The following is a 22,078-nucleotide window of genomic DNA, read 5'->3' as shown; positions in this document are numbered from 1 at the left end:
CCGCTAATGCCGCAGGTTCCGCAACCCGCCTGAAAAGCGCTCAAATTCATCTCTGGCCTTCTGCTGTTCACGCTCGCGCGCGCAGTTCAGGTCGTCCATGCGTTCCAGCAGCAGGCAGACAATTTCCGGGTCCAGCACGCGTGCATCCGCCTGTCTGCGCAGCAACGCCGCTGCCGCCTCCGGCCGCATGCCTTCGCGGTAGGGCCTGTCTTCGGTAATGGCGGTAAACACGTCCGCCACCTGTATAATCCGCGCCCCAAGGGAAATAGCCTCGCCCCGCAGGCCGAACGGGTACCCAGTGCCGTCCAGACGTTCATGGTGCTGCCCGGCCCACTGGCAAACCAGTTCCAGTCCCGCAACGTTGCCCAAAATCTCACCGCTTATCCGGGCGTGCTCGCGCATAACAGCGAACTCCGCATCCTCCAGTGCCGACGGCTTTTCCAATATGCTCCCCGGAACAGCCAGCTTGCCTATGTCATGCAGCAACCCGGCCACATGCATGGTTCGCTGCTCGGTCAGCGAAAAATCCACGGCACGGGCAAGATCCTCAGCTACCACCGCCACCCCGCGTGAATGCGTTGCTGTGAACCGACTGCGAAAATCGATGACCTGCGCAAAGGGTGAACAGAGGCGCACCACGTCTTCGCAGCCCAGATACTCCTGCTCCATCCGCTCCTCTGCATCCGTGTACAGATGGCTGGCGGGTGCGTAAAGACCGTCAAGGGCGCCATGTTCCGCTACCAGTTCGCGGAACACCTCCACGCAATCCGGGTTAAGCAGCCTGCCCGCCTCACGCTTTGCAGATGCAGCCACGTCGGCAAACTGCACGGCATAGGGCTTGTGCCGCCGCAGCCGCACATCCACAAAATCCGCCGCATTGATGATGTTCGCCCCCAGACCCAGCGAGCCGGAATCCCTTTCGCGGAGCACATCCCACGGGGTGTGGTGCTCCCCAACCATCCACGAGACCCCTTCAAATCCCGGGCAGTTGTCCAGCAATAGCTGGCCCGCACGGGCATGCGTATACAGGTCCCGTTCAAAGGCAAGAGATTCCAGGGCGGTGTGCAGGGCAATGGCCCCGGCATCGTGCACCATGCCCGCCAGCAGCACATCGCGCTGTGTGGCGGCATCCATGCCCAGCCTGCCCGCGAACCGGGCGGCAAGAAACCCCACATGCACGTGGTGGTTGCCCAGCATACGGGAAACAAGGTCCAGCGCGCGCGATAGCACGCCCATAAGATCAATAAGCCTGACTTGCATGTCTCAATCCCAGTGTGTGTTCATCCCTGCGGGCAGTACCGCCCGCCCACGCCGTTCCTCCTGCCCCCCGGCGGAAGAAACGGCTTCCGGCTATCCGCCGCAGTCCGCTCCGTCTCCCTGCAGCTTGGCAACGGTATGTGCCACCGCAGGAAGTACGGCTTCAAGATTTTCTGCCACAGCCTTACGGCTTCCCGGCAGGGTGATGATCAGGCTGCCCCCCAGCGTGCCCGCCACCGCGCGCGATATGACGGCATTGTGCGTCTTGCTCAGGCTGGCTGCCATCATGGCCTGCTCAAACCCGTACAACCGCTTTTCCAGCAGGCTCCCCAGCGCCTCCGGCGTGGTATCACGCGGCCCCACCCCCGTCCCCCCGGTGGTGACAATAACGTCATAGGCCTGCCCGAGAGCAAGGTCGGTAACCACATGCCGCAGTTCGCTCACGGAATCCGGCAGGATAAACCCCTGCGCGAAGCCCACGTTCAGCGAGTCACGCATCAGCCGCTCTATCAGAGGTCCGCTTTCATCCGTGCGTTGACCGGCTGCTCCTTTGTCAGAAAGCGTAACCCACGCAATACTAAGTCCGGTTTTTGCCGTGGCAAGCGTCAGCGGCTTAGACTCCGTTCCGCCTGACACCCCGGTCAGAGCAGGAATATCCGCCAGCGCCTGCGCCCAAAAGCCCTTCGCGGCATGCACCGCCCCCGGCACCGGCAACTGCGTATTGCACACCACCCGGAAAAGATCCGCACCTTCCGCGCAGCCCCCGGAACCGGATACGGCCCTCAGCACCGTGCCTGCGGGCAACCACGGCCTGCGCCCAAGGCCGGTTACGGGCCAGAAGCCAGAGAAGTTGGCAGAATTGGCAGAGCAGGCAGAATTGGCAATCTGGGCAGCACCGGCAAACGTCTGCGGCTCCGCTTCCAAGCCGCCGCTCTCTCTCAGGTCCGGTGCGCGGAAAAAACGCATCTCGTCCCTGCGGACGGTGCAGCATACATGTATTGAACACTCAGGCATTTACGCCTCCTGTTCCCGCCGGAACGCACAAGACGCTCCCGGAACGGTTCGCGCGCCTGCGGTCTCCGCAGGCACACCGGATGCTATACTATGATAACGGTTAACGCCGCACCATTAGAATTCGAAGTGCAACACGCGCCCTGCCGGGCCTTCCCATGCGCACCGGCGCTGGCCGTCAGCCCGGTTTTTCAGTCCAGTGGTGGCCATTGGTCAGGGGAAATGGGCATATTCTCCGGCACGCACAGCCTCTCCGACCACGGGGAAAAATACGTCTCCACCGCGTCTGAACATCCCCGCCGCTTGAACAGATGCTTCCAGCGGTCCGTGCACTGCTTCCGCAACTCCTTCACCCGTTCGTCCGTCTTCATCCTGGCTATGTCGCGGCGGCATCCTTCCGCGGACCCGTAGGTCATGCCCTTGTCTGTTATGGTGGCATAGGCCATCTGGCATCCTTCCACACACCCGCGGCGGGTCAGAATACCGTATTCATCGTCCTGCAGGCAACGCCGTGCACAGGCACGCCATAACGGGGCTATGTCTATGGTAAAACGTGAAGAAGCCACCGTACCGGCTTCTGCCCCGAAGTCCGCACCAGACCCCGGTTCTGCTCCGGAAGGCTCCGTGAACTCGTCGGACCACAGGGGCATGTCCCGTTGCGCGGCATCCTGTTTCTGCCCGGCTTCACGACAACCGGATAAAGCAAGCAGGCCACACATGCCGGAAACCACCAGCGCAAGACAGAGCAGCGCTCTCAGGGCGCGATACCTCGCGGAAGGCTGACCGGAAGCCTGAGAAATCAGGCCGGAAACTAGGCCGGAAGCAAGTCCGGCTGTCCGCCCGCCACTGCACCAGACATCCCGCCCAAAATCCCACAAGCGATTGCGGTCATCCATGCGGCACCACCCTCTCCGCACTACGGTGCCTGTTCCATGGCAAGGCGGATGCCGAAAACCACCATCAGCCCGCCGGTCACCGTCTCCAGCTTGCGGCGAAAAGCCGGACGCAACAGCACATGCCGCACCCTGCCCAGACACATGGAGAGCACCGTAAGATACACAACGGCAATGACGAACTGAAAACCCACAAAGAACAGGGTATCGCGCAGGATAAGAGAAGGCTCGCCGATCACCTGCGGCAGCACCGCGAGATAGAACACCACCACCTTGGGGTTGAGCACATTGCTCATGAACCCTTCACCCCATGAACGACGCAGGTTGCCCATGTCGCCGCGCAATAGCGGCGCCCCCTCGCAAGCGGCAACGTCCGGCGACACCCCCGTCCGCCATGCGCCCCACAGAGAACGCACGCCAAGGTAGACCAGATAGCACGCGCCCAGCACCTTGAGCACGGTAAACGCCGTGGCCGAATACAGCAACACGGCGGAAAGCCCGCACACGGACAGGGTGGCATGCACAAAAAGGCCGCAACACGCGCCCACTCCCGTTGCCACGCCTGCAAACTTTCCGCGCAGCATCACGTTGCGCAGCACGAGCATGGTATCGGGTCCGGGGGTTATGACCAGCAGAAACGCAAGGCCCAGCAAGGCCCACAGGGTACTGTCCACGAGGTTTTCTCCACTCAGACGGCAGAATCATTTCAAAAGAGGAATTATATTCCCAACCGTTGCCGCAGGCAAGAAGGATATGCTCATCCCGCCCAAGCATCATCAGACAACCCCAAACACAACCGTACACACCCGGCGAACCCGCCGTTCGGCGCCAGCCCGACATACAAACCCGACAGTCCGCGCCGTACTGGCCAACCTGAAGGGCTGCCCCGTAAAGTCATTGCCCGGTGCGCATGGCGCACAGCACAGCAGGCGAATCTTGCGAAACTGACACGCTGCGGGTATATCTTCCAGCAGAACAGGCAACCCCACAACACCGCGCCGCCAAACCGCGCAAGGAAGCTTCATGGTCATCAGCGACAAACCGTTCACCTTTGACAGAGTCATCCGCATTGCTATCACGGTGGGTCTGCTGTGGGGCATCGTCACCGTTCTGGGGTACCTCAGCGACGTACTTGTCCCGTTTGTGGTGGCCCTCATCCTCGCCTATCTGGCGCATCCGCTGGTCATGGCGGTGGAAACGCGCATCCGCAACAGGCAGGCAGCCGTGCTGCTCAGCCTTGCCATAATCGTTTTTGCCATCTCCACCCTGTTCTCCTTCGTCATGCCGTACATCATGGCGGAAGTGAAGCACATGGGGCGGCTCATAACAGCCTTTGCCACCAACTCCGACCTTGCCGCCAAAGCCTCCCGCCAGTTGCCGGAAGAAGTGTGGATAGTACTGCGGGACGCACTCACCCAGAGCGACCTGCGCGAATTCTTCACCTCCTCACAGGGGCTGGACATGGTGCAGACCATGGCCAAAAAGGTGCTTCCGGGCCTGTGGGGAGCGGTAAAGGGCGCACGGGATATCATTCTGGCCATAACCGGGCTGCTCATCATCGTGCTGTACACGGTCTTCCTGCTTCTGGACTTCCGCAAAGTGCAGGAAAACTGGCAGTCCATGCTGCCCGTCACGTGGCGGGAACCGGTAGCCCTTTTCGTCCGTGATTTTGAGGCGGGCATGAACCGCTACTTCCGTGCGCAGGCGTTGGTGGCGGGCATTGTGGGAGTGCTTTTCGCCATCGCCTTCTCCCTCATGGGGCTGCCCATGGGCATCATGCTCGGCCTGTTCATCGGGCTTTTAAACATGGTCCCGTACCTGCAAATTCTGGGCTTCATTCCCGCCGTCATGCTGGGCGTGGTGCACTGGCTGGAAACGGACATGAGCCTCTCGCTGGTCATGGGCCTTATCCTTGCCATATTCGCCGTGGTGCAGCTCATACAGGACGCCGTGCTGGTCCCCCGCGTCATGGGCAAGGCCATGGGGCTCTCTCCGTGGATGATCCTGCTCTCGCTCTCGGTGTGGGGCAAACTGCTGGGCCTGCTGGGCCTGCTCATTGCCCTGCCCATGACGGTGCTGTGCCTCTCGTATTACCGGCGCATCATAGAACCTGTCCCACCTGGTACCGCAGGGCCGATCACACCTGATGCCGCGAAACCGTCCCCGCCTGTGCAGAACACGTCCGATAAGGCACCTGCAGACGAGACACCTTTACAACCCGATACTGCAGAAACACCCGCAGAAGCCCATAAGAATGCCCCGCCCGCTACAGAACAGAACAACAACGCCAAGGAGCGCTAACCATGGACGGAACAAACCGCAGCCTCATCTGCCCCGGTCAGCGCGTGCGTATAGTGCAGAAGCAGGACCAGCGCACCGGCAAACTCACGGAAGGCATTGTCAAAGCCTTGCTCACCAAGGCCCCCTACCACTCACGCGGCATCAAGGTGCGGCTGGAAGACGGGCTGGTGGGCCGGGTGAAGGAAATCCTCACGTCGTAATCCCGCCACACACGTAAAGCACACGAAAACGCCCCTGCCGATATTTTTCGGCAGGGGCGTTGTTTTCTGAGGAAGAAGAACCTTGTTTCAGCAGCCACAGCCGTTGCCGCCGCAGCCGGAACCGGCTACCTCCGGACGCCTGCCGCGCAGCACGGACAAGTCCCCGTCTCCAAAGGCAGCTGCCACCGCAGACTCAATAAATCCATTGGCTGCCACAGGCGTAATCCCCAACCCGGTCAGCACCTGCCTCGGGTGCTCGCCAAAGGCCGCCACAAGCAGAATACGGCAGTCCTTCAGCACAGCGGCAAGCTGCTTCCAGCGGTCCGGCCCGCACCCGCGCGAAGGAGCCTCGCGCTCGTCAATCTTCACGTAGCCGCCGTTTCGTCTGGCCCATATCTCAAAACTCGCCGCCTCACCGAGGTGCTGATTCACCAGCATGCCCTCGCGGCTGGCAACAGCCACATACGGCCGATCCACCTCCGGCGCGGACGTAAGCTTGGAACACGCCTGCAACGTACCGCACAACTCGGCGGAGCGATCTTTGTCCAGCAGCCCCACAGCATCAGCGCGGCAACGCTTGCAGTGCGTCATCTGGGTGATGTGCGCCCCTGCCTCTGCACGCAGCGCCTTCACCATCTCGGCAGAAGGTTCCGGCAGGTCCGAGAACATTGTATCCGCCGTGGGACACAGGGGCAGCAGGTTCTGAATATCTGCTCCCAGCTCCGCCACCGCACGGGTCACTTCCGGAATGTGCGCATCGTTCACGCCGGGAATGATGATGGTGTTCACCTTAACCATCATGCCGCGTTCCTTGGCTCCGCGTATGGATTCCAACTGCCGCTCAATAAGCCGTTCCGCCGCCTGCCTGCCTCGGTAGACCACCTTGCCTTCCCGCGCCCATCCGTAAATTTTCTCACCCACCTCCGGGTCCACGGCGTTCATGGTCACGGTAATGTGGGTAACGCCCAGTTCCGCAAGCTCATCCAGATACGGGGGCATGTTCAGCCCGTTGCTGGAAAGGCAGAACAGCAACTGCGGATAACGCTCCTTGAGCAGCCGCATGGTTTCCAGCGTCTCCACAGGGTTCGCCATGGGGTCGCCGGGACCGGCAATGCCTGCCACGGTAATACGTGGTTCAGCCTCCAGCACCTTTTCCATATACGCCAGTGCCTGCGGCGGAGTGAGCACGCCGCTGGTGACACCGGGGCGCGATTCATTCACACAGTCGTATTTCCGGTTACAGTAGTTGCACTTAATGTTGCACTTGGGTGCAACCGGAAGGTGGACACGCCCGCAGCTTCCCTTGCTTTCTTTGTTGAAGCAGGGATGATTATCCGTATTCTTCACAATCTGCATGTCCGCCTCCTTATATCCCGTTATAGCGCGGCGTTATTCATCGTTGCCCGTCAGCTAGAGGTAGACATAGCCGACAGGGCTGTCTTCCTGCTTCTTTTCCAGAATGGCGTTCACTATGTGGTCCAGCAACGCCAGCGCGCCCCGGTAGCCGATATGCAGCATCCGCTGCCCGCCAAACCTGTCATGTATGGGAAAGCCCACCCGTATGAGCGGCACATTCCATTCCCGGGCATAACGATAGCCCTTGCTGTGCCCCACCATCAGATCGGGGGCGAGGGTGGCGGAACGCTCGGCAATGTCATGAAAATCCACGCCTTCGTGTATTTCCGGCAACTCGCCCGCCACACCGGCGCACACGTCCGCTATGTGCTTCTCCAGCCCCATGTTGCGTGCACCTGTAGCCACCAGCACGGGCTTCATGCCTATTTCCGCCAGAAACGCCGTAAGCCCCACCACAAGGTCTTCCTCGCCGTAGACCACCACCCGCTTGCCGAAGACGTACTTGTGCGCGTCCACCATGGCATCCACCAGCCTGCCGCGCTCCAGCCCAACCTCACGGGGCATGGGCACACCCGCAGCCTCTTCCAGCGCGGCAAAGAACGCGTCCGACTCCCGTATACCTATGGGCATGCCCACGGTATGGCAGGGTACCCCGAACCGCCTGCGCAGCGATTCACCGGCAGAGTCCCTGTCCGCAAGGGTGCGACCGAACTGAATGGTCGCCCGCGCGCCGGACATGCCCCGTATGGCGGCAAGCGGCGTGCCCCCTTCGGGAATGGGCTCGTAGTCTTCCTTGGCGGTTCCATCCAGCGTATCGGAAATGTCCGGCAGTATGACCGGCGCAATGCCGAAGGTGGCGCACAGCTCCCTGAGATGCCGTATGTCCGCCGGAGAAACCAGCGATGGCAGAATATTCACCGAATGCGCAGGGGGTGCCTTGTCCGTGACCATCTGGTCCACAATGGCGCGCACGGCACGGTGCCAGCCTTCCATATGGGTGCCCATGTAGCTGGGGGTGGAACAATGCACTATCTCCGGCAGTTCCAGATCACCAAACTCCTTGCGGAACTCGTGCAGAATCATCTGCACGTCGTCGCCTATGGTTTCCGTCAGGCAGGTGGAAGCCACGCCTATGAGCGCAGGAGAATACTTCTTCATGACATTGAGCAGACCCTTTTTCAGGTTGGGTCCGCCGCCGTACACCGCATGCTTTTCGCCCAGCGCGGAGGAGGCAATGTCCATGGGCTCACGAAAATGGCTTATGATGTAGCGCCGCATGTACGTGGCGCAGCCCTGCGAACCGTGCAGAAACGGCACGCCGCCTTCTATGCCCTTGAACACAAGCGCCGCGCCCAGCGGCGTGCACAGCTTGCAGGCATTGGTGGTGGATGTGTAAGGAACCCTGCTCATGCCGCGTCCTCCTTCTTTTCCTGACCGGTCGCCGCAGTAGCCGCTTGGGCAGTATGGGCAGGCCGTTTTTCGCGCCGGGGCACAAAACGCCACACCGGGCTCATGGCAGAGGCATGTACCTCCCGCGCAAAGTTCAACATGCCCACAAAGCCTTCCAGCGCTTCCTTGCGCTCGTGGTTGTGGTCACAGAAGCCCACCCCCAGCTTGTAGGCTATGGGCCGTTCCTTCACGCCGCCCACAAACAGATCCACATCCTTTTCCTTAATGAACTTAGAAAGCTCCAGCGGGTTGGAATCGTCCACAATAACAGTGCCGGGATCAGTAATGGCTGCCAGTTCCTCGTAGTCTTCCTTGGTGCCTGTCTGCGACCCCACCAGCACCACCTGCATACCCAGATGCCGGAACGCCTTGACCAGCGAAAAGGCCTTGAATGAGCCGCCCACGTACATAGCCACCCGCTTGCCCTGCAAATCCCTGCGGTAACGGGCCAGTTCCGGCATCAGCTTAGCCAGTTCGCCACGCACCAGTTCCTGCGTGCGGCGCATTATGTCCGGGTCGTCCTTGCTGAAAAACTCCGCCACGTCGTAAAGCGAATCCGCCATATCCTCTATGCCGAGATACGAAACCCGCAAAAAGGGCGTGCCGTATTCTTCCTTCATCATCTTGGCCAGATCCATGGTGGCGCCACTGCACTGCACCACGTTCAGCGCGGCGGTATGACAGCGGCGAATGTCGTCCACGCGCCCGTCTCCGGTAATATTGGCAATGACCGTAAGCCCCATGCGTTCAAAATACTCACGGATAATCCATATCTCCCCGGCAAGGTTAAAATCGCCGAGAATGTTCAGGGTCATGGGCCGCACGGCGGCACGCACGGCCTCCTTTTCCAGCGGGGCCGCTTCGTTTCCGGAGGCAGTGCCCACCAGCCGGAACATGGCCTTGCACGCGGCCACATAGCCTTCGCGCTTGTTGCCCTTAAACCCTTCCGACATGACGGGAATGACCGGAATGCCCTTCGTCGCCGTCATCTTGCGGCACACGGCCTCAAGGTCGTCGCCGATAATGCCCACAATGCAGGTGGAGTAGACAAAGGCGGCCTTGGGGTTATGCCTGTCGATAAGCTCATCCAGCGCGGCAGTGAGCTTGGGTTCGCCGCCGAAGATAACGTCCTTTTCCTGAAGATCGGTGGAAAAGCTCAGCCGGTGCAGTTCCGGCCCGGAGGAGAGTGCGCCGCGAATATCCCATGTGTACACCGCACAGCCGATGGGACCGTGCACCAGGTGCAGGGCATCGGCGATGGGATAGAGCACCACGCGCGAGCCGCAGAACACGCAGGCGCGCTGGCTCACGGCCCCGGCAAGGCTTTCGCGGTTGCAGGCCATGTCCAGCGGTCCCTCGCCCGTGCGGTGCACCTGCGAACGCCTCTCGTCCAGCAGGTCGCCGTCCGGCATAACATCAGGTTCGCCGTCCACCGCTATCGTCATGAGGTTCGGAACAGGTTTGGCATGTATGGTCATGGCGTGTGCCCTCCGTTCTTTTGTGCGCGGGAGGGGATACACTCCCCGCCCGCGCCGCCAGACGGCATTGAATTTCCTTGTTTTCGGTGACGCTGAAAACGCCCTGCTATGCTTCGTACAGCAGCAGATCTTCCGCCGGGCTGCCCTCTTCCAGGCCGTCCAGTATGGCGTCTATCTTGTCCGTGCTGTCCACGCCCTTGAACCACCAGTTGTTGGGCTGCACAACCATAATGGGACCTTCCTCACAGGCTTTCAGACAGCCCGTGGTGGTGATGAGCACATCCAGCCCCCGGTCCAGCACTTCTTCTTCGATGTACTGCGCAAACCCGTCGGTCTGCTTGAAACAGACGCCCTTGGGCTCGCCCTTGGCACGGAAACTCTGACAGAGCATTATCTGATATGTCGGCTTCGGCATGATATTTCCCTTTTGTTCTGAATAGATATGGGTTCCGTAAAGAGCTACTTTCCGCGTCCCTTGCCGCCCTTGCCGCCCTTACCTCCACCGTAGAGCACATCCACCAGTCCCTCTATGTTCTCTTCCGTCTGAATGACCCGTATGCCGTGGGCTGCCAGCACCTCACGGGGACGTCCGCCCGCGCTGGAAACCAGCACGTACCGGCAATCCCGCAGGGTTTGGGCCAGTATTTCCCAGCGATCGTCTCCCGTTCCCGGTGCCGGGGCGGGGCGCGCCTCCAGCAACGAAACAGGGCCTTGCTTGGGACCGTAGATAAGGAACTTTCGGGCATGGCCCAGGTGCTCGTTCACATCAAACCCGTCCGAACTGGCAACAGCCACATTGGGCCTGTCGCCGCCGGGCACGGGCAGACCGGCCTGCGGAGTCACGGCTTCCGGTCCGGTGCCGCAGCTTTCGCCCATCACGCCCACAATCATCTGCCCGCAATGCTCCGGGGCTTCCATGACCGGCAGATGAGCAGCGGCGGCAGCCCGGGCGGATGCCATAACGGCATCGTCGGGCTTCGGCAGCGCGGGCGCGTCCGGCGGTTCCGCACCCTCCCAGGGCGGCAGGAAGGGAACCACATGGATGATACGCGCCCCCAGCGCGGCGGCACACTGTGCCACCTCGCCCACATGGGCATGGTTGATGCCGGGATACACGGTGGTATTCACTTTCACCGTCACTCCGGCATCCCGCAGGGCAGTAATGGCTGCCTTCTGAGATTCCACAAGCAATGCTGCGGCTTCCGCCAGCGGAACGGTTCTGGTGCCGGGGCGTATCCAGCCGCAAAGCTGCTCCACAATGGCAGGTTCCACGCCGTCCATAAGAATGGTAACGTGTGCTACGTTCAATGCGGCAAGCTCTCCGGCATAGGGGGCAACATTCAGCCCGTTGGTGGTGACACACAGGTCCACACCGGGCATGGCACCGCGCACAAGGCGCAGGGTTTCAAGGATCAGGTCGGGAGTGGCAAAGGGGTCTCCGGGGCCGGTAATGCCTACCACGGCAAGCTCCACCCCCCCGGCGGCAACCCGCTGCGCGTAGGCCAGAGCCTCGGCGGGCGAAAGAGTCTGCGGAGCCTTTTCCAGCAGGTTTCTGCCTGCGGCCACAAACATAGCATCGCCGTACCGGCTGCGCACGTTGGCCTTGGGTGCCACCGGCAGGTGCAGCCGTCCATGGGTGGAACGGGCATCCGGGCTGAAACAGGGGTGAGAGGCGGTCATGGCTGGCTCCTGTGACTCGGTTTCGGACAAAACAATCTTGAGAAAGCCCGGGACCGGGGCGTCCCGGGCTCTGTGTCTGCAATGCAAAAGGCGGAAAGGTTCCGCGCTTTGCGGTGTTAGAGGACGAGTTCGAAGGTTTCTTCGGGTGAGTCGCGGTCTTTGCGGTCCAGCAGCACGCCGAGCATTTTCTCCATAAGGCGCATGCCGCCCCTGTAGCCCACGCTGGCAAAGTACTGGTGTCCGGGGCGATCCAGAATGGGGAACCCGAACCGGACAAATGGCAGATCCTCGTCCCGCGCAATATACTTGCAGTAGGAGTTGCCCATAATCAGGTCCACAGGATCATTCTTCATCCACTGATGCAGCAGGAACATATCGCCGTGGGCGCGCACGTTGGGCTCATAGCCCTTTTCCTTGCACAGTTCGGTGATACGGGCCTCAAACTTCTTGCCCGGTGTGCCGGTGACAATATGCACGGGCTTCATGTCCAGCGTGAGCAAAAACTCCGTCATCGCGATAAGCTGGTCGGGGTCGCCCACCAATGCCACCTTCTTGCCGAAGAAGTACTGGTGGTAGTCCGCCATCATATCCAGCATCTGCCCGCGTTCAAACGCCACGGTTTCCGGCACCGAGGTGCCGCCTGCAATACGCAGGGCATCCACAAAGCGGTCCGTGGCCTTAATGCCTATGGGAATGTCCAGCACGCGGCAGGGAACCTTGAACTTGGTGTCCAGCGTGCGGGCGGCGTCCGCAGAGCACCATTCGCCAAGGGCAAGAGTGCCCATGCTGTCGCCGGTGCTCTTTATCTCCGCCACCGTGGTGCCCCCCTTGGGGAACATCTCGTATGTGCCGGTCATGGGACCGTTCAGCACACCGGAAGTATCGGGCAGCATGATGATGGGCACGCCCACCATGGCGCAGATGCGCTTCAGCTCTTCCATGTCGGAAGGTTCCACCCAGCCGGGGATGATGTTCACCTTGTGGTTCTTCTTGCCCGTGGATTCAGCCAGAACGTTTACCGTGCCCTTGACCATGTTGGAAAACCCGGTAACGTGCGACCCCACATAGCTGGGGGTGGAGGCGTACACCACGTTCTTGCCGGTGGGAATCTTGCCTTCCTTCTGGGCCTTGTCCACAATCTGCTTCAGGTCGTCGCCTATGGTCTCGGAAAGGCAGGTGGTGTGCACCGCAATCACTTCCGGCTCATATACGGTGAAGATGTTATCTATGGCCTGCAGCAGGTTGGCCTGCCCGCCGAACACGGAAGCACCCTCGGTGAAGGAGCTGGTGGCAGCGGAAACGGGTTCCTTGTAATGCCGGGTGAGCGTGCTGCGGTGGTAGGCGCAGCAGCCCTGCGAACCATGGCTGTGCGGCAGGCACCCGTGGATGCCCAGACCTGCATACATGGCCCCGATGGGCTGGCAGGTCTTTGCCGGGTTTATGCTGAGCGCGGAGCGCTCCTTTATTTCAGTAGGTGTGTGTCTAAGCAGCATGTATGTACCCGTCCTTCGTTATTCCCAGACATAGGTGGCCGAGAGTTCCGGATTCTCTTCCCAGGGAGCCTTCATGCCTGACCAGACCTTGCTGGTAACCATGCGCTTGATTTCCTTGTAGAAGTTGCAAGCACCCTTAAAGCCTGCATAGGGTCCGCCGTAGTCGTAGCTGTGCAGCTGCTTCATGGGCACACCCATTTTCTGGATGGAGAACTTTTCCTTGATGCCCGCGCAGAAAATGTCGGGCTTCATCAGTTCCACCAGCTTGTCGGCCTCGTACTGGTTCAGGTCGTCAATGACGATGGACCCTTTGTCCATCTCGGGCATCATGCCTTCGTAATCCTTGAACTTCAGCCCTTCTGCCTCAAGCCGCATCAGCTGCTCCACGCTCTTGCGGGGGCTGAAGCGGGCGGTATCCGGCGTGACTTCCAGTTCCTCAATGTTCCGGCTGTCCGCATCCACCTTTATGTCGGGGATAACGTGGCGGCCTTCGTAGTCATCGCGGTGGCCGAACTCGTACCCGGCGGAGAGGGTTCTCATGCCCATCTCGTTGAAGAGTTCCTGGTAGTGGTGCGCGCGCGAGCCACCCACGAACAGCATGGCTGTCTTGCCCTTGGTAAAGGGAAACACCTCGTCCAGGACAGCCTGCACCTGCGGCATTTCTTCGGCAATAACCTCTTCCACGCGGTCAATGAGCTTCTTGTCGCCAAAGTACTGGGCAATCTTGCGCAGCGACTTGGCCGTGGCTTCCGCGCCTATGAAGTTGATCTTGATCCACGGAATACCGTATTTAGTCTCCATCATCTCGGCCACGTAGTTGATGGAACGGTGGCACATAACGGTGTTCAGGTCCGCCGTGTGGGCGGTGGCGAACTGCTCGTAGGTGGAGTTGCCGCTGAACGTGGAAACCATGGTAATGCCACACTTTTCCAGTATACGTTCAATCTCGAAGGCATCGCCGCCTATGTTGTATTCGCCCAGCACGTTGATCTTGTACTCGCCCATCTTCACCGTATCGTTTTCACCCACCACGTGCGTGAAAATCTGGTTGTTGGCGATGTGGTGCCCGGCAGACTGAGACACGCCCTTGTACCCTTCACAGCTGAAGGCAAACACGTTGATGCCGAGCTTTTCCTTCATCTTCCGGGCCACGGCGTGCACGTCATCGCCGATAAGCCCCACGGGGCAGGTGGCAAAAATAGCCATGGCCTTGGGCTTGAACAGTTCGTATGCCTCAAGGCACGCCTGCTCCAGCTTCTTCTCGCCGCCGAAGATAATATCCTCGTCCTGCATATCTGTGGAGAATGCGTACGGCATAAAGTTTTCGTCCGTGGCGGAAGGGGCTTTGGTCTGGTTACGGCGGGTCAGCCACGAATAGAATCCGCAGCCTATGGGACCATGCGTAATGTTCACGATATCGCGGGTGGGTCCCAGAATAACGCCCTTACAGCCCGCGTATGTGCAGCCACGCATGGTGATTATGCCCGGAATGGTCCGCACGTTGGCCATAATCTCGGAGGAATCTTCCTCCCCGGTAATATGAATCTGCTTGTCGCGCTTACGGGCAACCTTGGGAGGATACTTCTTCAGAAGCTCTTCCTTCACCGCTTCCGCGCTCAATACCTTCTTCTTCTTTTCAACAGCCATACTGCACCTCATTCGGTTGGCCTTTTCCGGCCCGCTTATACGATGGCCTTTTCACCGATTTCGCCGGTGCGCACGCGCACCGCCTCCGGCACAGGACACACGAATATTTTGCCATCGCCGGGTTTGCCGGTCTTGTTGGCCGCAATAAGGGCCTCCACCACGTCTTCCACCTGCTCGTCGGGCACCACAACGGTAACCATGCGCTTGGTGTACAGACGGTCTTTCTCACCAAGCAGTTCTATCGCTTCCTCGTAGCCCTTTTTGGCTCCCTGAAGCAGGTGCGAACTGACCAGCCCTTTGCCCCGTCCAAAGGCTTCCTGCGCAAAAAACGCATCCACGCCTATCTCGGTAAGAGCCTTTTTGGTCTTGTTCATCATGTTGATGCGCACAATGGCCACTATCTCTTTCATGCGGCAGCCTCCTGCCCTTCGCGCACACCGGAGCTTATGGTGTACACGTCTTCAACGGGAGTGATGAATATCTTGCCGTCGCCGAACGCTCCCTTGGCACCGGACCGGGCAGTCTTCATGATGGTTTCCACCACAAAGTCCTTATCGCGGTCCTGCACCACGCTGATGAGCATGGTCTTGGGAATTTCGTCATAGGTCACTTCACCTATCTTTATGCCGCGCTGCTTGCCGCGTCCGGCCACGGAAAGCTTGGTGACGGCGGGAAACCCCGCGTCCATAAGGGCAGCCAGAACTTCATCGGACTTTTCGGGGCGCACAATGGCTCGTACCATGATCATCGTCTCTCTCCTTTGGTGTTCAGTGCGGGGGGGGGATGGTCATCCGGAAGGACGGGCCCCTAGGCTTCCATCAACCCGTAGTCCATGAGCAGCTTTTCCAGTTCTTCAATCTCCAGCGGAGTGGGCACCACGAAAAACTTATTTCCGTCGATGGCCTTGGCCAGATTGCGGTAATGGTCTGCCTGCACGCACGCGGGATTCCATTCAATGACCGTGCGGCGGTTAATTTCAGCACGCTGCACGTCGTTGTCGCGGGGCACAAAGTAGATGAGCTGCGTTCCCAGCTTCTTGGCCAGTTCCTCAATCATCTCCTTTTCGTTATCCACGTTACGGGAGTTGCAGATAAGCCCGCCAAGGCGCACGCCGCCGGATTCCGCGTACTTCATAATGCCCTTGCAGATGTTGTTGGCGGCGTACATGGCCATCATTTCGCCGGAGCAGACAATGTAAATTTCCTCGGCCTTGCCGTCGCGGATGGGCATGGCAAACCCGCCGCACACCACGTCGCCCAGAACGTCGTAGAACACGTAGTCCAGCCCTTCGCGCTCTTCATAGGCACCCAGCGATTCCAGCATGTTGATGGAGGTAATGATGCCACGGCCTGCACAGCCCACGCCCGGCTCAGGACCACCGGATTCCACCGACCATGAATCGCCGAACCCCTTCTTGCGGATATCGTCCAGTTCCACGTCCTCACCCTCTTCGCGCAGGGTATCGAGCACGGTCTTCTGAGCCAGACCGCCCAGCAGCAGACGGGTCGAATCCGCCTTGGGGTCACATCCCACAACCATGACTTTGCGGCCAAGAGATTCCGCCAGACCAGCTACCGTATTCTGCGTAGTGGTAGACTTGCCGATGCCGCCTTTTCCGTAAATGGCCACTTTTCTCATGGTTTCCTCCATGTATGATGGTGCCTTGTTTCCTGCGGTTTTCCACAAACCGCCCGCCATGCCCGCCGCAGGCCGGACCGCCCGGATGTGTCGGACATGGCGCGCTTGCACAAAATGCTGTTTCAGCACGCGGGAGCCGCGCTCCCTGTAACCCCGCCTTGGCAAGGCGCGTGCCAAACTGCAAAAGAGCACTCAACACACCGCAATAACAGGAATTTATAAAGAAAAGCCATTCATGTCCGTTCGGTTGCCTACACTGTTGCACCCTACAAAAGTGTGTGCACCTACACTTTTGGGGGCAACAATGTAGGCCCGGACTCCCTCGCGCCCATCCGGTAAAAACAAGGCCCGCCGCTGCCGGCGCGGGGCCTGACTCCTTCCTTCAACCGGCCTGTGCCGGCTGGCACCGATAGTGCAAACACCTATCGTCAGTTGGTCAGGCTGCCCCGTCGGCAGCCAACTGAAGCGGCTGCAAGAGCGGCGGTTGTAAAACCGCACCATTTTCATACCCAAGGAGCAGGCCATGTCCCCGGATGCAGGAGGCACCATGCGCACAGAAATATTCCGGCAGACCGAACGGCTGCCCGCCACCCCTCCCGCCCTGCTGGACACCACCCTGCGCGAGGGTGAACAGTCTTTCGGCGTCTATCTGGATATGAATGCCAAACGGCACATCATAAAAACGCTGTACGCCGCAGGCATAGAAGAAATGGAACTGGGCTATGCGGGACAGGAGAGCCTGCCGCAGCTTCTCCAGCACACCCGGCGCGCAGCCCCGAATATGCCCTGCACCGTCTGGTGCCGCTGCCGCGAGGAAGACATCCACGCCGTTGCCGCGCTGGGGGTCACACGCATCAGCATAGGCGTGCCCGTATCGCACGCGCACATTGTCACCCGCCTGCGCACAACGGAAGAAGCCCTGCTCGCCCGTCTGGAATCCGTGCTGCGTCTGGCCCGCACCTGCGGCATCGGCTTTGTCTCGCTGGGTCTGGAAGACTGCTCCCGCGCCGCGCCGCAGACAGCCCTGCGCATGGCACTGCACGGGGTGACGCACGGGGCGGCGCGTATCCGCCTCTCAGACACCGTAGGTATTCTCACGCCTATGCAGACGGCTGAACTGGTACGGTTCTTCCGCCGCCACCTGCCCGCGCACGTGCGTCTTGCCACCCACTTTCACAATGATTTCGGCATGGCCACGGCCAACGCCATAACCGCCCTTGCCAGTGGCGCGGACAGCACAGACGTTTCCATTCTGGGACTGGGGGAACGGGCAGGCATTGCCCGGCTGGAAGAGGTTGCCGCCGCCCGCGTCCTGACAGGCGAAGCGCATAATGCGGCCGGCACACAGGGAGCGCACAGCCGGTCCGATGCCTCCCCGCAGTACAACCTTGCCGCCCTGCGCACGCTGGCGCACACGGTAGCCGGGCTGACGAGCATGCCCCTCGCCCGCAACCTTCCGGTCATAGGTGCCGATATCTTTTCCGTAGAAAGCGGCATCCATGCGGACGGCATGCACAAATCGCCCGAACTTTTCGAGCCGTATGCTCCGGAACTGGTGCAGGGCTCACGCTCCATCCGGCTCGGGCGCAAATCAGGAGCCGCCGCCGTTGCCCATGCGGCCCGCAACGCGGGGTGGTGCCTTTCCCGACATGCCGTCAACGAACTGGTCGCCCGTGTGCGCGCCCTTTCCGACCGCTGCAACCGCGCCCTGACGGATGCGGAATTTCGCAACCTGTGCCACCAAGTGCACACTCAGGCTCCTGACAATGCGAACACAGCACCCCACCGGGCACACTGAACCACGCGGCAAACGACACTTTTTCCATCCTTGTCATGAGCGGCGCAGCCATAACCGACACGCCATCTGCCGTTTTGTGCAGCACTGCGGCACCTGCTCTATGTGCCAAACGGCAATGGCCTGCCGTTTTCACCATGCGCGCTCCGGGGAGTGCTTTTTTCCGCAAAAAAGCATCCCTAAATGCGCACAAGCACCTGCCCACCTCATCACATCCGGTGGAACGACAATGTTTCCGGCAGGCTGAATCTTGCGCTTTTCAGCAAAAACAACTTTGTGAAGGGCAGGGAATTGAACTTTTTTGTAATTTCCATTACGGTTCTGCCGTGCCGGAAGATGGTTTATCGTGGTTGTCCGGGCTTTCGCCCTGTTCCCCTCACCCTGCGTTGCGTACCGGGCTGCGGAAAAGCGCACCCGCCGTAACAGAGACTACCGGAGGAAATAGTGAAAATCGACAAGCTGAGCTTCCAGATTGCGGGGCAGCTGCTTGACGGGCGCAAGTCCTACAGGGAGATCGCACAGGAGCTTTCCGTTGCGGAAAACACCGTGCGTTCGCGCATCAACAAGATGCAGGCAGACGGCGTGATGGACATAGTGGGTCGGCTGGATATCGAAAAATTGCCCGGGCACACCATCGTGTACACGGGCGTGCGCCTCAGCGAGCGCGATCTGTTTTCAAAATGTCAGGAGCTGAGCGAACTGAAGGGCGTCATCTCGTCCGCCGTGGTCACGGGACGGTTCGACATCATCCTCACCCTGCTGCTGCGGGAAGGATTCGGTCTGCTGGAATTCTATTCCAACGAAATGTCCAAGGTAGACGGCATCCTCTCCGTAGAGAGCTTTGTGGTTTACAAGGGCACCCGCATGATGGCTCCCTATATCCTCGACCCCGACACTCTGCCGGAATAACCCCGCACGCAGAGCGCACAAAAAGCGCCCGCCCAAGAGCCCCGGATACGCCGCAAAGCGCTCCGGGTCTGCCGGACGGGCGTTTTTCTTTGCCCTATCTGCCGCATAAGGCGGCAAGCGATATGCCTTGCCGCGCGCGGCAGCAGGATGCACCGCCCCACGAACAGCATGGCACTATCTACCGAGTTACCGGACGATAGGGCGCAGCACGCTACAAAGCCTGAATTGCCGTAAGACGCACCGCGCAGACCTTAAATTCGCTTATGCCCGCCACAGGGTCCGCCGCATCGCTGGTCAGGCGGTTTGCCGCCGCCTCCGCAAAATGGAAGGGAACAAACACCGTGCCTTCCACTGCCTTGGATGAAATGCGCACCGCCACCTCTATCTCTCCCCGGCGCGATACCACCCGCACCATGCCGCCCTGCACCACCCCCACCCGCTGCGCGTCCTGTGGCGCAATCTCCACAAAGGGGGCAGGCTCCTGCCGCGAAAGCCCCCGTGCCCGCCGGGTCATGGTGCCGGTATGGTACTGAAAAAGCACCCGCCCCGTGGTGAGGATGAGCGGATAATCCGCATCCGGCACCTCTGCGGGCGGCACCCACGCAACAGCGTGGAACTGCCCTTTCCCCCGCGTGAATTCCCGCGTGTGCAGAATGGGCGTACCGGGATGCCGCACGTCCGGGCAGGGCCACTGAATCCCCCCGCCTTCCAGCCGTGCATGGCGAATCCCCGCGTACAAAGGCACCACGGCGGCAATCTCCCGCATAATCTCAGCGCAGGACGCATAGCCCATGGGGTAGCCCATGCGAGAAGCAAGGGCGCATACTATCCGCCAATCCTCCCATGCGTCTCCCGGCGCGCGCACAGCCTTGCGCACCCGCTGCACGCGGCGTTCGGTATTGGTAAAGGTGCCGTCCTTCTCCGCAAAGCAGGCAGCGGGCAGCACCACGTGCGCCCGGCGTGCCGTTTCCGTAAGAAAGATATCCTGCACCACCAGAAAATCCAGCGCATCAAGGCACGCTTCCGCGTGGTTTAGATTGGCGTGAGAGAGCATGGGATTCTCACCCACCAGATACAGCCCCTTCAGCCGTCCCTGCTCCATGGCGCGGAACATATCGCGCGAGGTCATGCCCGGCGTGTCCGGCAGCACCGTGCCCCACGCCTCTTCCAGACACCGCCGTGCCGCAGCATCGCTCACGGAACGGTAACCCGGCAGCTTGTCCGGCAGGCCGCCCATATCGCACGCGCCCTGCACGTTGTTCTGCCCGCGCAGGGGATTCACCCCGCCGCCCTCGCGCCCCACATTGCCGCAGAGCATGGCAAGGTTGGCCAGAGCCTTCACCGTTTCCGTGCCGCCCACATGCTGCGTTATGCCCATGCAGTACAGAATGGCCGCCCTGCCGGACGCATACAGCCGTGCAGCCTCCGTAAGGCGCTGTGCCGGAATGCCGCTGATGGCCTCCACCCTTTCCGGTGTGTATGCCCCCACGCTTGCGAAAAACGCCTCCGCCCCTTCCGTGCGGGCGGCAATGTATGCGGCATCGTGCAGCCCTTCTGCCAGAATAACGTGGGCCATGCCCAGAATCCACGCAGTGTCTGTTCCCGGCGCGGGCCGCAGCCACACATGGGCGCGGCGGGCCATGTCCACCCTGCGCGGGTCCGCCACGATAAGGCGCGTCCCGGTCTTCATCGCCCGCTTTACCGCCGCCGCCATCACCGGATGATTCTCCGACAGATTGGAACCGGCCAGCAGCACCACATCCGCCCGGGCCACGTCGTCTATGGGATTGGTTGCAGCACCGCTTCCGAAGGCGGCGGCCAGACCGGCCACCGTGGGGGAGTGTCAGTGCCGCGCGCAGTGGTCCACGTTGTTGGTGCCCACCACGGCACGGGCGAACTTCTGCAACAGGTAGTTTTCCTCGTTGGTGCACCGGGCCGAAGCCAGCACGCCCACCGCATCCGGCCCTTGCTCCCGGCGTATGCGGCCAAGCCCCTCTGCCACGGCATCCAGCGCCTCATCCCACGTGGCGGGCGTGAGCACGCCATCCCGGCGCACCAGCGGCGTGGTCAGCCTGTCCGGCGATGCGATAAACTCCATGCCGAACCGCCCTTTCACGCACAGGCTGCTGTGGTTGGGAACGCCCTCTGCCCCCGTGACCATATGCACCACGTTGTCCCGCACATGCAGGTTCATCTGGCATCCCACGCCGCAGTAGGCGCAGGTGGTGCGCACCGCCGTGGTTTCGCACAGGCGCGGTCTGGACCGCGCGTCCTTCAGCGTTATGGCTCCCACGGGGCACACCTGCAGGCACTCCCCGCAAAACACGCAGTCAGACTGCCCCAGCGGCAGGTCGTTACGGGTAATGATCTTGGTCTGTGCCCCCCGGTAGCCGTAATCAATGGCCTCGTTCACCTGCACGTCCTTGCAGGCCTGCACGCAGCGGCCGCACAGCACGCACTTGGAAAAATCGCGGATGAGAAAGGGATTGGACGTATCCGGCGTGCGCCGCTCAGCCGCTCTGCCACGCTCCGCCCCCCTGTCCCGCTCTGAAGGCTCATGATGCCTTCCCGCCTCCCCGCGCCGCGCAAAGGTTTTGCCGCCCGCGTTATACCGGAAGGCTAGCGCCTGCAACGTACAGTCGCCGGAAGCAGGGCACAGCAGGCAGTCATGCGGCCCGGAGGCCAGCAGCAGCTCCAGATTCATGCGCCGCGCCCGCACCACGCGGGGCGACTCCGTAAGCACGTCCATACCCGCCCCGGCAGGAGCGGCGCAGGCAGCCACCAGCGTGCGTGCCCCCCGCACCTCCACCACGCACAGGCGGCACGCCCCCGTGGGAGAAGCCCCTTTCAGATGGCACAGGATGGGAATATCCACATGGTTCCGCCGCGCAACGTCCAGAATGGTCTCACCGGGAACAAAGTCGCACGCGGTGCCGTTCAAAGTCAGCATGTTGTCCATCCGGCTCGCTCT

At 60.9% G+C, this 22,078-nt stretch carries 19 protein-coding genes; 4 read left to right on the top strand and 15 right to left on the bottom strand.

What is annotated here, in order from left to right; translation table 11 throughout:
* Positions 1-3 precede the first annotated feature (3 nt).
* The 4 genes from HUV26_RS03925 to HUV26_RS03910 all read right to left on the bottom strand — a co-directional run bounded on the left by HUV26_RS03925 (position 4) and on the right by HUV26_RS03910 (position 3,835).
* Positions 4-1,260, bottom strand: coding sequence for an HD domain-containing phosphohydrolase (locus HUV26_RS03925; RefSeq protein ID WP_174408796.1), 1,257 nt, complete (start codon positions 1,258-1,260; stop codon positions 4-6).
* Between the two features lie 90 nt (positions 1,261-1,350).
* Positions 1,351-2,271, bottom strand: coding sequence for a MogA/MoaB family molybdenum cofactor biosynthesis protein (locus HUV26_RS03920; RefSeq protein WP_243451250.1), 921 nt, complete (start codon positions 2,269-2,271; stop codon positions 1,351-1,353).
* A gap of 188 nt (positions 2,272-2,459) precedes the next feature.
* The gene (locus tag HUV26_RS03915) at positions 2,460-3,164 is read right to left on the bottom strand and encodes a hypothetical protein (RefSeq protein WP_174408795.1); all 705 of its coding nucleotides are present in this window, start codon (positions 3,162-3,164) and stop codon (positions 2,460-2,462) included.
* A gap of 20 nt (positions 3,165-3,184) precedes the next feature.
* The gene (locus tag HUV26_RS03910; RefSeq protein WP_174408794.1) at positions 3,185-3,835 is read right to left on the bottom strand and encodes a LysE family translocator; all 651 of its coding nucleotides are present in this window, start codon (positions 3,833-3,835) and stop codon (positions 3,185-3,187) included.
* A gap of 349 nt (positions 3,836-4,184) precedes the next feature.
* Here HUV26_RS03910 and HUV26_RS03905 point away from each other — a divergent pair, with 349 nt between their 5' ends.
* Together HUV26_RS03905 and HUV26_RS03900 are read left to right on the top strand one after the other, a co-directional pair.
* Positions 4,185-5,462 carry an AI-2E family transporter gene (locus HUV26_RS03905; protein ID WP_174408793.1) on the top strand — a complete coding sequence of 426 codons (1,278 nt, stop codon included), beginning with the start codon at positions 4,185-4,187 and terminating at the stop codon, positions 5,460-5,462.
* 2 nt (positions 5,463-5,464) lie between these two features.
* On the top strand, positions 5,465-5,662 hold the full coding sequence (locus HUV26_RS03900; RefSeq protein ID WP_174408792.1) for a YwbE family protein: 198 nt from the start codon (positions 5,465-5,467) through the stop codon (positions 5,660-5,662).
* Positions 5,663-5,749: 87 nt separating this feature from the next.
* Here HUV26_RS03900 and nifB read toward each other — a convergent pair whose 3' ends face one another.
* The 10 genes from nifB to nifH form a co-directional block, all read right to left on the bottom strand.
* Complete coding sequence (gene nifB, locus HUV26_RS03895; RefSeq protein ID WP_174408791.1) at positions 5,750-7,018, bottom strand: nitrogenase cofactor biosynthesis protein NifB; 1,269 nt, start codon at positions 7,016-7,018, stop codon at positions 5,750-5,752.
* Positions 7,019-7,072: 54 nt separating this feature from the next.
* A complete protein-coding gene (locus tag HUV26_RS03890; protein WP_174408790.1) occupies positions 7,073-8,428 on the bottom strand; it encodes a nitrogenase component 1 in 1,356 nt (451 codons plus the stop codon).
* On the bottom strand, positions 8,425-9,879 hold the full coding sequence (gene nifE / locus HUV26_RS03885; RefSeq protein WP_174408895.1) for a nitrogenase iron-molybdenum cofactor biosynthesis protein NifE: 1,455 nt from the start codon (positions 9,877-9,879) through the stop codon (positions 8,425-8,427). Before nifE ends, HUV26_RS03890 begins: the two co-directional genes overlap by 4 nt.
* Before the next feature lie 172 nt (positions 9,880-10,051).
* On the bottom strand, positions 10,052-10,360 hold the full coding sequence (locus HUV26_RS03880) for a (2Fe-2S) ferredoxin domain-containing protein (RefSeq protein ID WP_174408789.1): 309 nt from the start codon (positions 10,358-10,360) through the stop codon (positions 10,052-10,054).
* A gap of 44 nt (positions 10,361-10,404) precedes the next feature.
* Positions 10,405-11,625, bottom strand: a complete 1,221-nt coding sequence (locus HUV26_RS03875) for a NifB/NifX family molybdenum-iron cluster-binding protein (RefSeq protein ID WP_174408788.1) — start codon at positions 11,623-11,625, stop codon at positions 10,405-10,407.
* Positions 11,626-11,741: 116 nt separating this feature from the next.
* Positions 11,742-13,118 carry a nitrogenase molybdenum-iron protein subunit beta gene (gene nifK, locus HUV26_RS03870; RefSeq protein ID WP_174408787.1) on the bottom strand — a complete coding sequence of 459 codons (1,377 nt, stop codon included), beginning with the start codon at positions 13,116-13,118 and terminating at the stop codon, positions 11,742-11,744.
* Positions 13,119-13,136: 18 nt separating this feature from the next.
* Positions 13,137-14,765, bottom strand: coding sequence for a nitrogenase molybdenum-iron protein alpha chain (nifD, locus tag HUV26_RS03865; protein ID WP_174408786.1), 1,629 nt, complete (start codon positions 14,763-14,765; stop codon positions 13,137-13,139).
* A 35-nt stretch (positions 14,766-14,800) separates the two neighbouring features.
* Complete coding sequence (locus tag HUV26_RS03860; protein WP_174408785.1) at positions 14,801-15,175, bottom strand: P-II family nitrogen regulator; 375 nt, start codon at positions 15,173-15,175, stop codon at positions 14,801-14,803.
* Entirely contained in the window at positions 15,172-15,513 is a 342-nt protein-coding gene (locus HUV26_RS03855; protein ID WP_174408784.1) for a P-II family nitrogen regulator, read from the bottom strand. The genes HUV26_RS03860 and HUV26_RS03855 overlap by 4 nt, the downstream gene beginning before the upstream one ends.
* A 59-nt stretch (positions 15,514-15,572) precedes the next feature.
* Complete coding sequence (gene nifH / locus HUV26_RS03850) at positions 15,573-16,403, bottom strand: nitrogenase iron protein (protein WP_174408783.1); 831 nt, start codon at positions 16,401-16,403, stop codon at positions 15,573-15,575.
* Between the two features lie 523 nt (positions 16,404-16,926).
* Here nifH and HUV26_RS03845 point away from each other — a divergent pair.
* Together HUV26_RS03845 and HUV26_RS03840 are read left to right on the top strand one after the other, a co-directional pair.
* The gene (locus tag HUV26_RS03845; RefSeq protein ID WP_174408782.1) at positions 16,927-18,201 is read left to right on the top strand and encodes a LeuA family protein; all 1,275 of its coding nucleotides are present in this window, start codon (positions 16,927-16,929) and stop codon (positions 18,199-18,201) included.
* A 441-nt stretch (positions 18,202-18,642) separates the two neighbouring features.
* Positions 18,643-19,107, top strand: a complete 465-nt coding sequence (locus tag HUV26_RS03840) for an Lrp/AsnC family transcriptional regulator (protein ID WP_174408781.1) — start codon at positions 18,643-18,645, stop codon at positions 19,105-19,107.
* Positions 19,108-19,318: 211 nt separating this feature from the next.
* Here HUV26_RS03840 and fdhF read toward each other — a convergent pair whose 3' ends face one another.
* On the bottom strand, positions 19,319-22,057 hold the full coding sequence (gene fdhF / locus HUV26_RS16760) for a formate dehydrogenase subunit alpha (RefSeq protein ID WP_274602450.1): 2,739 nt from the start codon (positions 22,055-22,057) through the stop codon (positions 19,319-19,321).
* Positions 22,058-22,078 lie beyond the last annotated feature (21 nt).

Origin of the sequence: Desulfovibrio psychrotolerans (assembly GCF_013340305.1) — a bacterium.
Classification (GTDB): Bacteria; Desulfobacterota; Desulfovibrionia; order Desulfovibrionales; family Desulfovibrionaceae; genus Halodesulfovibrio; species Halodesulfovibrio psychrotolerans.
This window is presented reverse-complemented; position numbering and strand designations above follow the sequence as displayed.

Bases quoted from the DNA above. Each gene is read 5' to 3' on its own strand.
- HUV26_RS03925 (WP_174408796.1), bottom strand. From the start codon at position 1,260: ATGCAAGTCAGGCTTATTGATCTTATGGGCGTGCTATCGCGCGCGCTG.
- HUV26_RS03920 (WP_243451250.1), bottom strand. From the start codon at position 2,271: ATGCCTGAGTGTTCAATACATGTATGCTGCACCGTCCGCAGGGACGAG.
- HUV26_RS03915 (WP_174408795.1), bottom strand. From the start codon at position 3,164: ATGGATGACCGCAATCGCTTGTGGGATTTTGGGCGGGATGTCTGGTGC.
- HUV26_RS03905 (WP_174408793.1), top strand. From the start codon at position 4,185: ATGGTCATCAGCGACAAACCGTTCACCTTTGACAGAGTCATCCGCATT.
- HUV26_RS03900 (WP_174408792.1), top strand. From the start codon at position 5,465: ATGGACGGAACAAACCGCAGCCTCATCTGCCCCGGTCAGCGCGTGCGT.
- nifB (WP_174408791.1), bottom strand. From the start codon at position 7,018: ATGCAGATTGTGAAGAATACGGATAATCATCCCTGCTTCAACAAAGAA.
- HUV26_RS03890 (WP_174408790.1), bottom strand. From the start codon at position 8,428: ATGAGCAGGGTTCCTTACACATCCACCACCAATGCCTGCAAGCTGTGC.
- nifE (WP_174408895.1), bottom strand. From the start codon at position 9,879: ATGCCGGACGGCGACCTGCTGGACGAGAGGCGTTCGCAGGTGCACCGC.
- HUV26_RS03880 (WP_174408789.1), bottom strand. From the start codon at position 10,360: ATGCCGAAGCCGACATATCAGATAATGCTCTGTCAGAGTTTCCGTGCC.
- HUV26_RS03875 (WP_174408788.1), bottom strand. From the start codon at position 11,625: ATGACCGCCTCTCACCCCTGTTTCAGCCCGGATGCCCGTTCCACCCAT.
- nifK (WP_174408787.1), bottom strand. From the start codon at position 13,118: ATGCTGCTTAGACACACACCTACTGAAATAAAGGAGCGCTCCGCGCTC.
- nifD (WP_174408786.1), bottom strand. From the start codon at position 14,765: ATGGCTGTTGAAAAGAAGAAGAAGGTATTGAGCGCGGAAGCGGTGAAG.
- HUV26_RS03860 (WP_174408785.1), bottom strand. From the start codon at position 15,175: ATGAAAGAGATAGTGGCCATTGTGCGCATCAACATGATGAACAAGACC.
- HUV26_RS03855 (WP_174408784.1), bottom strand. From the start codon at position 15,513: ATGATCATGGTACGAGCCATTGTGCGCCCCGAAAAGTCCGATGAAGTT.
- nifH (WP_174408783.1), bottom strand. From the start codon at position 16,403: ATGAGAAAAGTGGCCATTTACGGAAAAGGCGGCATCGGCAAGTCTACC.
- HUV26_RS03845 (WP_174408782.1), top strand. From the start codon at position 16,927: ATGTCCCCGGATGCAGGAGGCACCATGCGCACAGAAATATTCCGGCAG.